Origin of the sequence: Microvirga calopogonii (assembly GCF_003347665.1) — a bacterium.
Classification (GTDB): domain Bacteria; phylum Pseudomonadota; class Alphaproteobacteria; order Rhizobiales; family Beijerinckiaceae; genus Microvirga; species Microvirga calopogonii.
Genome location: NZ_QDGA01000012.1, coordinates 26,715 through 41,065, shown reverse-complemented (window position 1 = coordinate 41,065; position 14,351 = coordinate 26,715). Strand labels below are relative to the sequence as shown.

Annotated in this window: 11 protein-coding genes and 2 pseudogenes; 5 read left to right on the top strand and 8 right to left on the bottom strand. The window is 61.6% G+C overall.

The annotated features are described in order from the left end of the window. Positions 1 to 71: 71 nt before the first annotated feature. Complete coding sequence (gene ytfQ / locus DDF70_RS12300; protein WP_205772418.1) at positions 72 to 1,040, bottom strand: galactofuranose ABC transporter, galactofuranose-binding protein YtfQ; 969 nt, start codon at positions 1,038 to 1,040, stop codon at positions 72 to 74. Between the two features lie 156 nt (positions 1,041 to 1,196). Here ytfQ and DDF70_RS12295 point away from each other — a divergent pair, with 156 nt between their 5' ends. The 4 genes from DDF70_RS12295 (at position 1,197) to DDF70_RS12280 (ending at position 5,648) form a co-directional block, all read left to right on the top strand. Continuing rightward, positions 1,197 to 2,930 (top strand): IlvD/Edd family dehydratase, encoded by a 1,734-nt coding sequence (locus tag DDF70_RS12295; RefSeq protein ID WP_114945157.1) that lies wholly within the window; start codon positions 1,197 to 1,199, stop codon positions 2,928 to 2,930. A gap of 34 nt (positions 2,931 to 2,964) precedes the next feature. Then, positions 2,965 to 3,903 (top strand): dihydrodipicolinate synthase family protein, encoded by a 939-nt coding sequence (locus tag DDF70_RS12290; RefSeq protein ID WP_114945156.1) that lies wholly within the window; start codon positions 2,965 to 2,967, stop codon positions 3,901 to 3,903. A 148-nt stretch (positions 3,904 to 4,051) separates the two neighbouring features. Beyond that, the gene (locus DDF70_RS12285; RefSeq protein ID WP_162820362.1) at positions 4,052 to 4,294 is read left to right on the top strand and encodes a hypothetical protein; all 243 of its coding nucleotides are present in this window, start codon (positions 4,052 to 4,054) and stop codon (positions 4,292 to 4,294) included. Between the two features lie 577 nt (positions 4,295 to 4,871). Continuing rightward, the gene (locus DDF70_RS12280; RefSeq protein ID WP_114945232.1) at positions 4,872 to 5,648 is read left to right on the top strand and encodes an HpcH/HpaI aldolase family protein; all 777 of its coding nucleotides are present in this window, start codon (positions 4,872 to 4,874) and stop codon (positions 5,646 to 5,648) included. Between the two features lie 81 nt (positions 5,649 to 5,729). Here the strand turns inward: DDF70_RS12280 and DDF70_RS12275 are convergent, their stop codons facing one another. From DDF70_RS12275 to DDF70_RS12250, 6 genes and pseudogenes are all read right to left on the bottom strand, one after another. Continuing rightward, a complete protein-coding gene (locus DDF70_RS12275; protein WP_162820361.1) occupies positions 5,730 to 6,047 on the bottom strand; it encodes a hypothetical protein in 318 nt (105 codons plus the stop codon). A 316-nt stretch (positions 6,048 to 6,363) separates the two neighbouring features. Continuing rightward, positions 6,364 to 8,370, bottom strand: a pseudogene (locus DDF70_RS12270) (ATP-binding protein). 63 nt (positions 8,371 to 8,433) lie between these two features. After that, positions 8,434 to 8,772: pseudogene (locus DDF70_RS39200) on the bottom strand (PAS domain-containing protein); the annotation flags it as partial. Between the two features lie 527 nt (positions 8,773 to 9,299). Then, positions 9,300 to 9,515: a hypothetical protein gene (locus DDF70_RS12260; RefSeq protein WP_114945153.1), complete on the bottom strand. Its 216-nt coding sequence runs from the start codon at positions 9,513 to 9,515 to the stop codon at positions 9,300 to 9,302. Between the two features lie 100 nt (positions 9,516 to 9,615). Then, positions 9,616 to 10,659: a sensor histidine kinase gene (locus DDF70_RS12255; RefSeq protein WP_114945152.1), complete on the bottom strand. Its 1,044-nt coding sequence runs from the start codon at positions 10,657 to 10,659 to the stop codon at positions 9,616 to 9,618. Further along, positions 10,643 to 12,160, bottom strand: a complete 1,518-nt coding sequence (locus DDF70_RS12250; RefSeq protein ID WP_114945151.1) for an ATPase domain-containing protein — start codon at positions 12,158 to 12,160, stop codon at positions 10,643 to 10,645. Before DDF70_RS12250 ends, DDF70_RS12255 begins: the two co-directional genes overlap by 17 nt. A gap of 263 nt (positions 12,161 to 12,423) precedes the next feature. On the opposite strand from DDF70_RS12250, the gene DDF70_RS12245 reads away from it, so the two are divergent. Beyond that, entirely contained in the window at positions 12,424 to 13,221 is a 798-nt protein-coding gene (locus DDF70_RS12245; RefSeq protein ID WP_245435460.1) for a Crp/Fnr family transcriptional regulator, read from the top strand. A 72-nt stretch (positions 13,222 to 13,293) separates the two neighbouring features. Here DDF70_RS12245 and DDF70_RS36540 read toward each other — a convergent pair whose 3' ends face one another. After that, a complete protein-coding gene (locus tag DDF70_RS36540) occupies positions 13,294 to 13,911 on the bottom strand; it encodes a hypothetical protein (RefSeq protein ID WP_162820360.1) in 618 nt (205 codons plus the stop codon). Between the last annotated feature and the right edge of the window lie 440 nt (positions 13,912 to 14,351).

Genomic DNA, 14,351 nt, shown 5'->3' with positions numbered 1-14,351 from the left:
CCCATCCTCGTCGGTCCCATACATGAGGCAGCAGGCGATTGCCCGCCTGCTGCCGGGATCATGCGACGATTTCAGTAGAGGTCCTTGCGCTTGTCGTATTCGGCCTTCGCCGTCTCGGGCGTGAAGACCTTGGATTCCGTCTGGATCCATTTCTTCGGCGCGGTGCCGTTCTTCTTGAAGGCCGTGAGCGCGTCGAGCGCGGGACCGGCCATGTTCGGCGTCAGCTCGACCGTGACATTGGCCTCACCGTCGGCCATGGCCTTGAAGATGTCCGGAACGCCGTCGATGGACACGATCTTGATGTCCTTGCCGGGCTTCAGGCCGGCTTCCTTGATGGCCTGAATGGCGCCGATCGCCATGTCGTCGTTATGCGCGTAGACCGCGCAGATATTCTTGCCGCCGCCTTCGGCCTTAATGAAGCTTTCCATCACTTCCTTACCCTTGGTGCGGGTAAAGTCGCCTGATTGCGTGCGGATGATCTTCATGCCGGGATTGGCAGCGACGACCTGATCGAAACCCTTCTTGCGGTTGATCGCCGGGCTCGACCCCACCGTGCCCTGCAGCTCAACCACGTTGCACTTGCCGCCGGTTTCCTTGGCGAGCCACTCGCCGGCGACCTTGCCTTCATAGACCGTGTCGGACGTCACGGCCGTGAGATAGAGCGACTCGTCCTTCGTATCGATGGAACGATCGAGCAGCACGACCGGGATCTTGGCGTCCTTGGCCTCTTTCAGAACCGCATCCCAGCCGGTCGACACGACCGGCGCGATGAAGATCGCGTCCACACCCTGCGCGATGAAGGAGCGAACGGCGCGGATCTGGTTTTCCTGCTTCTGCTGCGCGTCGGAAATCTTCAGATCGACGCCACGCTTCTCGGCCTCGATCTTCGAAACTTTCGTCTCGGCGGCGCGCCAGCCGGATTCCGATCCGACCTGAGAGAACCCGATGGTCATTTTATTCTGAGCATAAGCGGCACCAGAGGACAGCATCAGCGCAGCCATGCCGATCGTCGTCAAAAGATGACGGGCCTTCATAAGCATTCTCCCTAAATTTGTCGTTGCTCTTCGACTTTAGCAGCCTTATCAGCTGACTATTAGTACTATTATATGAATCATATGGGTCGCATATTCGACCAAAGTCGCGCCCTTATGCACCCGACAACCGAGCGATACAAAGTTTCAAAGGCACCAAAAGAAATGACCGAAGAGAAGAAACGCCCGCTTCGCAGCCAAGCCTGGTTCGGCCGTCAGGACAAGATGGGGTTCTATTATCGCTCCTTCCTGAAGAACAGCGGTTTTCCGCAGGACCAGTTCGAGGGCCGGCCCGTGATCGGCATCTGCAACACCTGGTCCGAGTTGACGCCCTGCAACGCGCATTTTCGCACCATCGCCGAGCATGTGAAATACGGCGTTCTGGATGCCGGCGGCTTCCCGCTCGAATTCCCGGTCTCCTCGCTCGGCGAGGTCACCATGCGTCCGACGGCCATGCTGTTCCGCAACCTCGCGGCCATGGACGTGGAAGAGGCGATTCGCGCTCACCCGCTCGACGGTGTCGTGCTCCTCATGGGCTGCGACAAGACCACCCCTGCCCTGCTGATGGGCGCGGCCTCGGCGGACCTGCCCACCATCGGCGTGTCGGGCGGCCCGCAGCTGCGCGGCGTCTATCGCGGCAAGTATATCGGCTCTGGCACCAACATCATTTCGATGAGCGAGCAGCTGCGCGCCGGCGAAGTGACCTTGCAGGAATTCCACGAGGCGGAAGGCGGCATGAACCGATCGGCCGGCCACTGCATGACCATGGGAACCGGCTCCACCATGGCGTCCATGGTCGAGGCGCTCGGCGTCGGTCTGCCGGAGAACGCCGCGATCCCGGCCGCCGACGCGCGGCGCAACCATCTCGCCCGCATGGCCGGCCGGCGCATCGTCGAGATGGTGAACGAAGACCTCGTGCTGTCGAAGCTCATGACGCGCCAGGCCTTCGAGAACGCCATCCGCACACTCGCGGCCATCGGCGGCTCGACCAACGCAGTCGTGCATCTTCTCGCCATCGCCGGGCGGTGCGGCGTCGACCTGACCCTCGACGATTTCGACCGTCTCGGGCGCGACATTCACTGCCTCGTCGACCTAATGCCCTCAGGCCGCTTCCTGATGGAGGATTTCTATTACGCCGGCGGCCTGCCGGTCGTGCTGCGCACGCTCGGCGAGCGCGGCCTGCTGCACAAGGATGCTCTCACCGCCAACGGCAAGCCGATCTGGGAGAACGTGAAGGACGCGCCGTGCTGGAACCGCGAGGTGATCACCACCTTCGAGGAACCCTTCAAGCCGGAAGCCGGCATTGCGATCCTCAAGGGCAACCTCGCGCCCAACGGCGCGGTCATCAAGCCGTCCGCCGCCTCGCCCGAACTGATGCAGCACACGGGCCGGGCAGTCGTGTTCGAGACTATCGAGGATCTGCATCATCGCATCGACGACGAGGATCTCGACATCGACGAGACCTGCATCATGGTGCTGAAGAATTGTGGCCCGAAGGGCTATCCGGGCATGGCCGAGGTCGGCAACATGCCGCTGCCGCAGAAGCTGCTCAGGAAGGGCGTGCGCGACATGATCCGCATCTCGGATGCGCGCATGTCCGGCACGGCCTACGGCACAGTGGTGCTGCACGTTGCGCCGGAAGCCGCCGCCGGCGGCCCGCTGGCGCTGGTGCAGAACGGCGATCTCATCACGCTCGATGTCGCGGCGCGAAGCCTGCATCTTCACGTCGAGGCCGAGGAGATGGAGCGCCGCCGCGCCGCCTGGATTGCGCCCTCACCGCATGCCGATCGCGGCTGGGCCAAGCTCTATGTTGACCACGTTCTGCAGGCCGACAAAGGTGTCGATCTGGACTTTCTCGTCGGACGGACAGGATCGCCCGTTCCACGAGACAACCATTGAACGCGACACCATCAATATTGTGAAGGGAGAAACCATGTCCATGTCCGGCAAGACCGCCACGCGCCCCTATCGCGGCGTGTTCCCTGTGGCCCCCACCATCTTCGATGACGGCGGCAGGCTCGATCTCGAAGGCCAGAAGCGCGCCATCGACTTCATGATCGATGCAGGCTCCGACGGCATCTGCATTCTCGCGAACTTCTCCGAGCAATTCCTGCTGACCGATGCCGAGCGAGAGGCCGTGATGACGACGGTGCTCGATCATGTCGCCGGGCGGGTTCCGGTCATCGTCACCACCAGCCACTTTGCGACCGAGATCTGCGTCGATCGCTGCCGCCGGGCCGAGGCCGCGGGCGCCGCCATGGTCATGATCATGCCGCCCTTCTTCGGCGCGACGCTGCGCGTGTCGGAGGCCGGGATCTACGAGTTCTTCCGCAGGGTCTCGGATGCCATCACCATCCCCATCATGATCCAGGACGCCCCGATGGCCGGCACCTTCCTGTCGGCCTCCTTCCTGGCCCGCATGGCCAAGGAGATCGCCAACGTCTCCTACTTCAAGATCGAGGTGCCCGGCACGGCCGGCAAGCTGCGCGAGCTGATTGCGCTGGGCGGCAACGCCATCGAAGGCCCCTGGGACGGCGAGGAAGCGATCACCCTCATGGCCGATCTCGATGCCGGTGCGACGGGCGCGATGACGGGCGGCGCCTACCCGGATGGGATCCGCAAGATCATCGATCCCTACATGGCCGGCAACAAGGAGGAGGCCGCTGCCGCCTACGAGCGCTGGCTGCCGCTGATCAACTATGAGAACCGGCAATGCGGGCTGCTGGCCGCCAAGGTGCTGATGCAGGAAGGCGGCGTGATCCGATCCGACGCCGTGCGCCATCCGTTGCAGCCCCTTCACCCGGACACCCGCAAAGGCCTGCTCGAGGTTGCTCGCCGCCTCGATCCGATGGTCTTGCGCTGGGGCCGGTAGTCCGCCGAGCCAGTACGCCATCCCTGAACCTTATCGGGAGCGTCGCAGCCGCAAGGCCGCGACGCTCTTCCTGTTTCGGTGCCTCGTCACATGATGGAAACTGGCTGCGCGAGACTTATATGGGGGAAAACCCCACGAGATGCCCTCCATGCCCGATACAGACGACCAGCCGGAAGACGAACTGGAAGAGCTTAACGGTACGAAGCGGATCAACTTCCGCGACTATCCGAGTTCCGGCCTCGTGGTGATCGCCGCCCTCAGCTCGGGCTTGGGGTGGATGCTGTTCAAATGGCTTGGCAAGAAGCGCAAGGCCCGGAACGGCACATCGGCTGACGAAACCCCCGCCACCTCCCCTTCTGAAACGGGATCGTCGGAGGGCGGGAACCGGTGAGCCGGGATGGCCCCTCCCATGGGATGTGCTGCTGCGCACCGCCTCCTGAGGCACATGGGTTTACCTTAGGGAACCAATTGGAGGTTCCTATGGCTCATTCGGCCGTTTCCTTCGTTCTCGGCATTATCGCCCCCGTGGCACTGGTCGGCTGGCTGCTCGTGCTCCACTGACAGTTCTCGTCGCTCCGTTGCCCCATCGCTGTCCTTACATGGAGTGGCACTGCGCTTTCGAAGTTCGCGACTCCGAGCCGTTCCAGCATGATCGTTCAACGAGGGTTCCAGCTTCTTCTCCAGCTAGCCCCGTTTTTGCGGCGGAGCCAGCCGCTCTCCTTCGCACAGTGAAGCGCGCCGCGGTGACAGGCCTGCCGCTCTTTAATCGTGTCGGCGAGTGCACTGGTAACGAAATCCAGAACGATTCCATGGAAAATCGGAGGCTCTCCTGGGCAAGCTTCTAAAGCATCGGATCCGATAATGGGTGCATCGTTGATGCGGAAAACCGGGTCCACTTTTCCGCACGATGCGCTAGCATCCCGTGTATAAGAGCCACAGCGACACGCCAGACTCAAGGAAGACCGATGGTGGACCTTCAACGCAATGCATTCAAAGCCGCTCTCCAGAACAGGCAGCTGCAGATCGGGCTCTGGAGCAGCCTCTGCAGCAACATTGTGGCGGAGATCATTGCTCATAGCGGCTTTGACTGGATTCTGCTCGACATGGAGCATTCCCCCAACGAGGTGCCAGGAATCCTGAACCAGCTCCAAGCCCTTTCTGGCGGCACTGCCACTCCCATCGTACGTCCGGCCTGGAATGATCCCGTTCTGATCAAACGTCTCCTCGATATCGGCGCGCCGGCGGTTCTGATCCCGTTCGTTCAAAATGCCCGGGAAGCAGAGCAGGCGGTTGCCGCCTGTCGCTATCCTCCCGCAGGCATTCGCGGAATCACGTCGGTAAGCCGTCCCAGCGGGTATGGCCGCTTGCCGGCTTACCTGAAGCGGGCAGACCAGGAGACATGCGTTCTGGTGCAGATCGAGACGTCAGCGGCTCTCGCAGAACTGGAGGCGATTGCAAGCGTCGATGGAGTTGATGGCGTCTTCATCGGCCCCGCAGATCTGTCTGCATCCTTGGGCCATATTGGGAACCCGCAGCACCCTGAGGTGCAGGCCGCCATTCAAGATGCCGTGCGGCGGCTCAAGGCTGTGGGAAAGCCCGCCGGCATTCTTGCACCGCGTGAGGCGGATGCGCGCCGCTACATCGAGTGGGGCTATGAGTTCGTCGCGGTCGGATCCGACCTGGGACTTCTCGTTAAAGGCGCGGACGACCTAGCAAACAGCTTCAAGACAATCACGTCAAAGTAAGTTTGCCGCTGCCGTCTCAAAGGGTAAATTGCGAGGCAAGAATTGTCCTAGCAATGCTCCGACGACGGCACCAGTACAGCCTTACTCACTCTGACCTTGTATGCCATCGCTCTCGATTTGCGTCTGATAGGGTGTAGGCGTCGGTTCGTAAGTGGCCTCGGCGACGGTGTCCGGCTCGTGCCAATCTTCCGGTTCGGCATACACCGATCGCCTTGGCTCCTTGCAAAGATCCTCACAAACGCTCCGGGTTGCCCGCCTATTGCTGGCTTCAATGCGTTTGTTGAACTTCTCTTGCTTCACAAACCAGTCGCTGTTGCGGTCAGGCGTCTGAGCACCGGCATGACTTGCTATGATAAGTCCAGTGATCGCCAGGAAGAGTGGTTTCAGTCGCATCATCATACTGCCAACGATAATCCTGCCGGGCATGGTGTCCGACGCTGTTGCACTATCACTATGACTAGAGTGAAGAAACTGAATCACAAACAACCCTGTAGTCGAAGCCGGCTGACTACAAAGTATGAAGCCTCTCGGTCGCCTTCATTCACATCGGCTCCGGCAGAAGCCATTCTTCCATCCGCAATTCATCATTGTAGCCAGGGGTCAGGAGCATTCCGACGTCAGGCGCCCGCTCGCGCACGCCATCAACAAGCGCCAACATGCTGCGTACCGTCGTCGGCCCGGATATTCGGATCGTCGTGGAGATGAAGAGCCATCGTCATCGCGGAGGATGTCGGCCTCCCGTTATACGTCTCAGAATCCGCGACAGTTCCTCAGCCGCGTAAGGCTTCTGCAACAACTCGAACCCGTGCCGCCCTTTCTCGGCCAGCACATGGCTGTAGCCCGAGGTCAGGACGACCGGCAGGTCTGGATAGCGCCGACGGATCTCCTGACCGAGCTCGATGCCGCTCATGCCCGGCATGACCACATCGGAAAAGACGACGTCGAAATCGTCCGCTCTTTGCAAAAGCGCGAGGGCCTAGGTGGCATTGGCGGCCCAAGTCGTCTCGTAGCCGAGATCCTGGAGGACCTGCGTCGAGAAACGCCCCACCTCGACGTTGTCCTCCACCACGAGCACCCGACGTCCACGCCCCTCCTCCGGAGCCGAGCCGGAGGGAACGTTGCGCGTGTTCCCAGCAGCGGCTGTTTCGTCGATGCGTGGTAGATACAGGGTAAACGTTGTGCCGCGGCCAACCTCACTCTCCACCGCCACATCGCCACCCGATTGCTTGGCAAAGCCGTAGACCTGGGACAGCCCCAGCCCCGTACCCTTGCCGACCTCCTTGGTGGTGAAGAACGGCTCGAAGATCCGGACGAGCTCGTCTGGCGCGATGCCAGCGCCGGTATCCTTCAGCGAAACGGCCACGAAAGGACCCGCCCCACCGCGATGCCCACGGATCGCCGGCACCCCGGACGCCTCCTCGACCCGTACCGTGAGCGTGCCTTCACCGTTCATGGCATCCCGCGCATTGACCACCATGTTGACCAGAGCAGTCTCGAACTGGCTCATGTCGGCTTCGATCAGGCAACGCTCGCTGCTCATCTCCACGATGATCCGAATGCGCGAGCCGACGACGGTTCGCAGCATGTCGGTGATGGCGCGGATGCGCTCGGACGCGTCGAACACCTCCGGCTTCAGGGCCTGCCTGCGGGCAAAGGCCAGGAGCTGGCCGGTCAGCCTGGCGGCACGGTCGACCGTATCGGAGATCGCATCGACGTAGCGCCGCCGCCGCTCGTCCGGCAATCCGGGCTTGCGCAGCAGATCGGTGGACGACTTGATGATCGTGAGCAGGTTGTTGAAGTCATGCGCCACGCCCCCCGTGAGCTGCCCCACTGCCTCCAGCTTCTGCGACTGGCGCAAGGCGTCCTGAGCCTGTGCCAAGGCTGCGGCGGCCTCCTTCTCGGCCGTGACATGGCGCCCGTAGGCATAAACCTGGTCGCCTTCCACAGAGGTGTGCCAGGAGATCCAGCGGGGACTTCCGTCCTTGTGGCGGTAGCGGTTCTCGAAATTTGTGAGATCATGCGCAGCGGCCGCTTCGTCGAGACCGTCCTGAGTCAGGGCGGCATCCTCGGGCCAGATGAACTCCAGGAAGCTATGGCCGACCACCTCGTTCGGCAGGTGGCCGAGCATGGTCGTCCAGGCCGGATTGACGGCCCGGAAGATGCCGTCGGCACCAACGATGACGAGTAGGTCCCGCGAATTGCGCCACACACGGTCGTACTCGGCGCCTCGCTCCGCGACTTGCTGCTCCAGCGATGCGGCCAGCGCTTGCAGCTCCTGCTCGGCCTCCAGCCGCGCCACCGCGGTCCGGGTGCGCTCGGCGACCTCGCGCACGAGGGCAAGCTCGTCCTCTTGCCATTCGCGGGCCGTGGAGTGATTCAGAAACAGCAGGGCGACGAGGTTTCCCCGTTCCGTCACGGGCATGTTGATGAAAGCCTGCGCGCTGATGCCCTTCAACATCTCAGCCGTCGCGGCTGTTCGTGGATCCAGGTAGGCATCGGCGATCACGGCAGTCTCCCCACGCTTGAGGTCCTCGATGTACGAGCCGTAGTCGCGGAAATGGAGGATGCCTGCGATGGTCTTGATGCCCGGGGCGTTCCAATCGCGTGCGATGGTGATGGTCTCGGCGGATTTATCGACTGTGCCATAGCCCGCCCGGCTCACCTCCAGAGTCCGTCCAAGGATCTCGGCTGCGGCGAACGAGAGTTCCTCGGGATCGGTGATGTCGCGAATGCGTTCCCCAAGTTCGACGAGTGCCCGGCGGTGGGTCTCGCCACGAACGCGGTCCGTGACGTCGTACCCCTCAACGAATATGCCGGTCACGGCGCCGGCGGCATCCGTCAACGGCTGGTAGACGAAGTCGACGTACCTTTCGTCGACAGGCCCGTCTTGTATCGCTTGAACGGCATACCTCGCGGCGGTGAGCCTCAGAGCCCTGCCGCTGCGATAGACCTCGTTGAGCAGATCGACATAGCCTTGCCCGGCAGCCTCTGGGAGCGCCTCGGCGATCGTCTTGCCGATGATGTCGCGATGGCCGACCACCTGCATGTAGGCAGGATTGGCCAATCCGAACCGATGTTCCGGTCCTTCCAGCAGCGCCACGAAGCCTGGCGCCTGCTCATACATCCGGGCCAAGCGCTCTCTATCAGCCTGCATGCGACGACCGGCCAGCACCTTGGCGGTTGTCTCCTGAGCAACGCAGAAAATGCCCATGATTCGGTCGTCGTCACCCCGCAGCGGCGTGTAAGAATAGCTGAACCAGCTCACGTCCCGGTCGCGACCGGCGAGCGCGAACGGCATGTCCTCGAACCACTGCGCCTCGCCCGCGAGCACGGCCGCGTTGATCGGACCCAGCGTATCCCAGACCTCCGCCCACAGGGTCGGTGCAGGCTGACCCAGCCCGGCTGGATGCTTGCTGCCAAGAATGGGAATGTAGCCGTCGTTGTAGAGCGAGATCTGTTCGCTCCCCCAAGCGACATAAGCCGGCTGGCGGGCCTGAAGCATGAGGCTCACGGCCGTCTTCAGGGCCTGCGGCCAAGTCGCGGGAGGTCCAAGGGAGGTCGCGGACCAGTCATGTGACCGGACCAGTGCCCCCATCTCACCACCACCAGACAGGAAACCAGGACTGGCAGGAAAAACAGGCTTGCTGTCCCTCATCCGCGAGCATGCTCCGAGCGCAGCGCGGCTCCCTTTTTCCGATTTCGCTGCTCCGGTCTCCAGAGCTGGCGCAGGTTCGCCCCGACCGCGTCGCCGTCCCGATGCCGGCAGGACGCGATCTGAGCACGAATGAACGGGTTCAGCTCCGCCGTGAGCGAGGCGTTGCGGATTGGATCGAAGGCCATGAGGACAAGTCCAGTGAGAGAGAGCATCTAGTTGTCAAGCATTGGCAATCAAGGAAATACAAATGCGTCACCTAGGCTGATGCAAGGATGAATGGGAACCCGAACCACCGGATATGTCCTGTGACACTCAGTACTCTGGCACAAGCCGTTCCTCGACGAGAGGAATATCCATATGGCAGGAGAGCCCCTCGCGATCATAAGCGATGTTGATCGTCGCATGGCATTGGTGGGTCAGAACCCGATGCAGCAACGTGGAGCCGAAGCCTTTACGACTGGGCTTCGCGACTGGCGGGCCGCCGCGCTCCAGCCATTTGATGTCGAGCCGGCGCCCTGCCTCTAGATCACGCACAGTCCAAATCACGGTGATCTGTCCACCTGGAACCGAGAGTGCCCCGTGTTTGGCCGCGTTCGTCGTCAGCTCGTGCACGGCCATTCCGACCGGCACGGCCAGGTCCGCCGAAAGTTCCACGGGTGGCCCGTCGAGGGTGATCCGTTGTTGCGCACCATCGTCGTAATGGGACAGCTCATTCCTGAACATCTCGATCAGTGGCGCCGTCTGCCAGTAATCCTCCGTAAGGAGGTTGTGCGTATTGGACAGGGACACGATCCGGTCGGCGAAGGAGTGATAGAATTCGTCGACGGAGCGCGTGGAACGGGCCGTGGCCCCGAGCAGGCCCTGCACGGTCGCAAGGGTATTCTTGACGCGATGATGCAGTTCGCGGATCAGCAGGGCTTGACGCTCATGCGTCCGCTGCCGCTCTTCGAGATAGGTCTCCACCTCTCTCTGACGCTGGCGCGCCCGCAGGGCCGACCGTACGGCATTCACCAGGACTGTCGGATGAAACGGGCGCTCCAGCACCGTCACATTCCCGAGCAACTCGGTGAGGTGCTCGACTGGCGAGCCGCCGCGATAGGTCAGCAGGATGAACGGCAAGTCGGACCAGGGCGGCTGTCGTTCAACCCACCGGGCAAGCTCCCGCCGGTCGGCACTGAGCAGCGCCTCCTCCGTGATCACACCGCACGCGGCCGCATCCAATCCCGCGACGAGTGTTTCGAGATCGGAACAGATTGTGGCTTTGATTCCGACTTCGCCGAGAATGGCCGCTGCCACCGTGCCGTCCCGCCCGTGCGGAGCGAGGATCAGCACGGACACCTCATCGGCCTGCGTCATTGTCGGTCTCACGCCCCTCAAGAAGTGAGGTGCGACGGCCCTCGAATGTCGGCACGCCCGTCAACACACCTCGGAACTGCTCCAGTGGTGGACCAACGCGCAAACCCTGACTATCGATCCGGAACTCCCGGATCGTGTCCTCGTGCGCGCCCGTGCGCCGTTTCACGACCGACAAGGCCCGCCTGATACGCCCGTCAGCCTCGAAGAAGCGAAGCAGAACAACCGCGTCGCTCAAATAGGTGAGATCGATAGGCGAGACCATCTGGCCGACCATCCCGTGCTGGGCCAGGATCAGGACCGTCACCACGCCTTGCTGGTTCAGATAAGTGAGCAGTTCATGCATCTGAAGCACGATGAAGGGCTGCTCCGGCATCGCGTTCAGGTACCCGGTCAGGCTGTCGATCACAACGACCTTCGCCCCGCCCTTCTCCACGGCATCCCGCACCCGTCCGGAGAACTCGCCGGGCGAGACGTCCGCGGGATCGATCTGCTCGATGCGTAGCCGCCCGGATTCCACATGGGGCGTCAGGTCGAAGCCGACGCCCATTGCCCTTTGGAGCAGAATGCCGGTTGTCTCGTCGAAGCTGACCATGAGTCCAGGCTCGCCGCGCTCCAAGGCAGCCCAGAGGTAGCCGAGCGCGAGCGTCGACTTACCGGCCCCTGAGGGACCGACCACAAGCGTGGATGTCCCGCGGCTCAAGCCACCACCGAGAATGGTGTCGAGTTCATCGATACCGCTGGCGATCACCTCGAATGCGAATGGAGTGTGATGATCTGCCGCTACAAGACGGGGAAAGATCCGCAGGCCGCCACGCTGGATGACGAGATCATGGAAGCCGCCCCGGAAAGCGGTGCCGCGCATCTTGGTAACGCTGATCCGGCGCCGCTCCGACCCATAGGCGGGAACAACCTGCTCAAGACGGATGACGGCATGGCTGATCGAGTGAAGGTTGAGATCGTCCTGCTCGGATGTGAGGTCGTCGAGCATCAGGACCGTGGCATCGTTGAGCAGGAAATAGCTCTTCAAAGCCAGCACCTGCCGCCGATAGCGCAGGGAGCCCTGGGACAGGAGCCGAATTTCGGACAGGGAGTCGAACACGACCCGGCTCGGCTTCACCCGTTCGATCTCCGCCAGCGCCATCCGCACCGTCTCGCCAAGTTCCAGATCAGACGAGTAGACGAGGCTCTGCTGCTGTTGCGGGTCGAGGCTCAGCTCCGGCGGCACCAGTTCGAAGATCTCGATGCCGTCGAGAACCCAGCCATGGCGGGAGGCAACGGACATGAGTTCCCGTTTGCTCTCGGACAGGGTGATATACAGGCAGCGTTCCCCCTGCTTCGCACCTGCGAGCAGAAACTGCATGCCCAACGTCGTCTTGCCGGATCCGGGACGCCCTTCGATGAGATGAGCGCGATTGGCGGCATACCCGCCGGCGAGAATATCGTCGAGACCGGGGACCCCGGTCGGAATCGGCGTGGCATCGGAATGCGACGGAAGCGTCATGAGGGTCTCAACGGGTCAAAGATTTCGATTACGACCGAGTCAACGCCTTAGGGCCCATATTACTCATTGGGTCTGACGTCCGGCTCATCGATAAGGGCAGCCCACATGGTGAGGCGCTTATGTGCCCTTGTAGACATGAACCACGGCGCTGTCTGTCTACTTGTGCACACAGTTCGGAGGTTATGTTCACAGTTGAACGCAAGTTGATCTTGCGCGTTGGACCTGCCGAAGGAGTGGAGGGAAGACACCCGATGCAGCCTGCCATGATCCCATCGCGCCTCAGGGAGCGGATTGCCTGCAACAATCTCCTGAGCGCTCTCAGACCTGATGACCTGGCCATCGTGGCGCCTTCACTTCAGGAATGGGAGGGAGAAGCCGGAGCCATGCTTTACCAGCCTGGAGATGAAGTCAGGTTCGTCTACTTCCCCTGTGGGCCCAGCCTGGTCTCATTCGTGGTCGAGCTCGAGGATGGCCTGACGGTGGAAACGGCCCTGATCGGACGCGAGGGAGCGGTTGGTGGCATCGTGAGCCAAGGACGCCTTCCGGCCTTTGCCCGCTCCGAGATCCAGTTCCCTGGTCCGTTCCTGCGCCTCTCCACAGCGGATCTCGAGGAGTTCGAAGTTCGATCACCGAGCCTGCGGCAACTGTTTGCCCGCTATGCGGACTGCATGCTTGCACAGGTGTTCCAGTCGGTAGCGTGCAATGCGGTTCATACGATCGAGCAGCGCACGGTGAAATGGCTTTTAGCCGCCATTGATCGAACGGGCGACCATGACATTCCCCTGACCCAGGAACAGTTGGCCAGCATGATGGGAGTCGGTCGAAGCTATGTCAGCCGGGTCATCCAGTCGTTGAAACGCCGGCATCTGCTGGAGACGCGAAGAGGAGGCGTCCGCGTCCGCGATCTGGATAGCTTGAACGGCTTGTCCTGCGGCTGCAACAATGCGCTGCGCCGCCATTTCGATCAGGTCCTGGCAGGCGTCTATCCTACCGTGGAGGAGAGTTCGGCACAAAAGGTGGAAGCAGGTAGCAAGCGTCCTGGTTCCCGGATGAAGGCCTGACGCATCACGAACCTGGTCGATGCCTCCTGCGCGGCTCGGACAAGCTGGGAACTCTTTCCCCTTGGAGAGGCGTTATCGTGAACGTGAGTCCTTTCTGCTTGCAGACCTGTTCACGCTTCCCGTGGTAGAGACATCATTCGTGTTGGCTGCGAGCATGCCACCGGATTTCACAGCATCCGTATTCCACGCAATGTTTTCAGCCGGGAGAAGATGAGCAACAAGCTTGCGGGTCTCACGGGACAGGTGTTTGCCTGCCTGGGCCAGGGGCTTGAAGTCGGTGAGCTTGTGCGGGCCTCCAGGTCGGCCCGTAAACACGCGCAGGCCATCCGGGAACATCACCATGTCACCAGGACGCAAGGTGCTGTCAGCCAGAAGAGCCGGAACAGGATTGGCGATCTCGCCGACCGGTTTTGGCTCAACGGGTTTCTTGGTCTCCGGTTGTTCAAGAACGACGGGCTTCGGGCGGGGCCGGGCTTTTTGGTACGAACGCTCAAGCGCAGGATCGGGCTGGTACCCGAAGGATTGCGGCGGCGGAGACGGTGCAGCGGGCTGTGTGAGTGCTTGAAGGAATGCGAAGATCCCTTGAGCCTGGGCGGGCATGCTCCCGACGATGGCCGGGAGGATCAGGGCCAGAGCCAAAACGCGTCCAGGTTTTGCCTGTGTTGAAAGTGGAACTTTAAGCTTCAGCATCCCCGCCTCCTACGATGATGGAAGCAACGTGGCCAAGCTCCTCACGTTCCTGTTACTTAGTAACAAATGAAAAATAAACATAAGTTATTGAAATCTGCAGAACGAACCGGAACGGACTCCGCGAAAATGAGTTGAATTTCCACTCTGAAAAGTGAGCCAGTGATGGGGATATCGATGGACCTTGGAGCAGACGAAGACTGGCCGGAGGGCCATATCATCGTTGTGCCTCATGCATGGCGAGGCGATGGTCTCTGGAACGACATGCAAGCTGAAGCTCAGGAGCGGATCGGAACGACATTATGCGAGATGTACGCCGAATTTCTTCAGCAACCGCTCCCTCCCGGATTACAGAAAGCGATCCTCTCACTCGAGACGGGATCGAAGATGCACTGACATCGATGCTGGGCCATCAGGTAAAGATGGGCATGCGGAGGATCGGC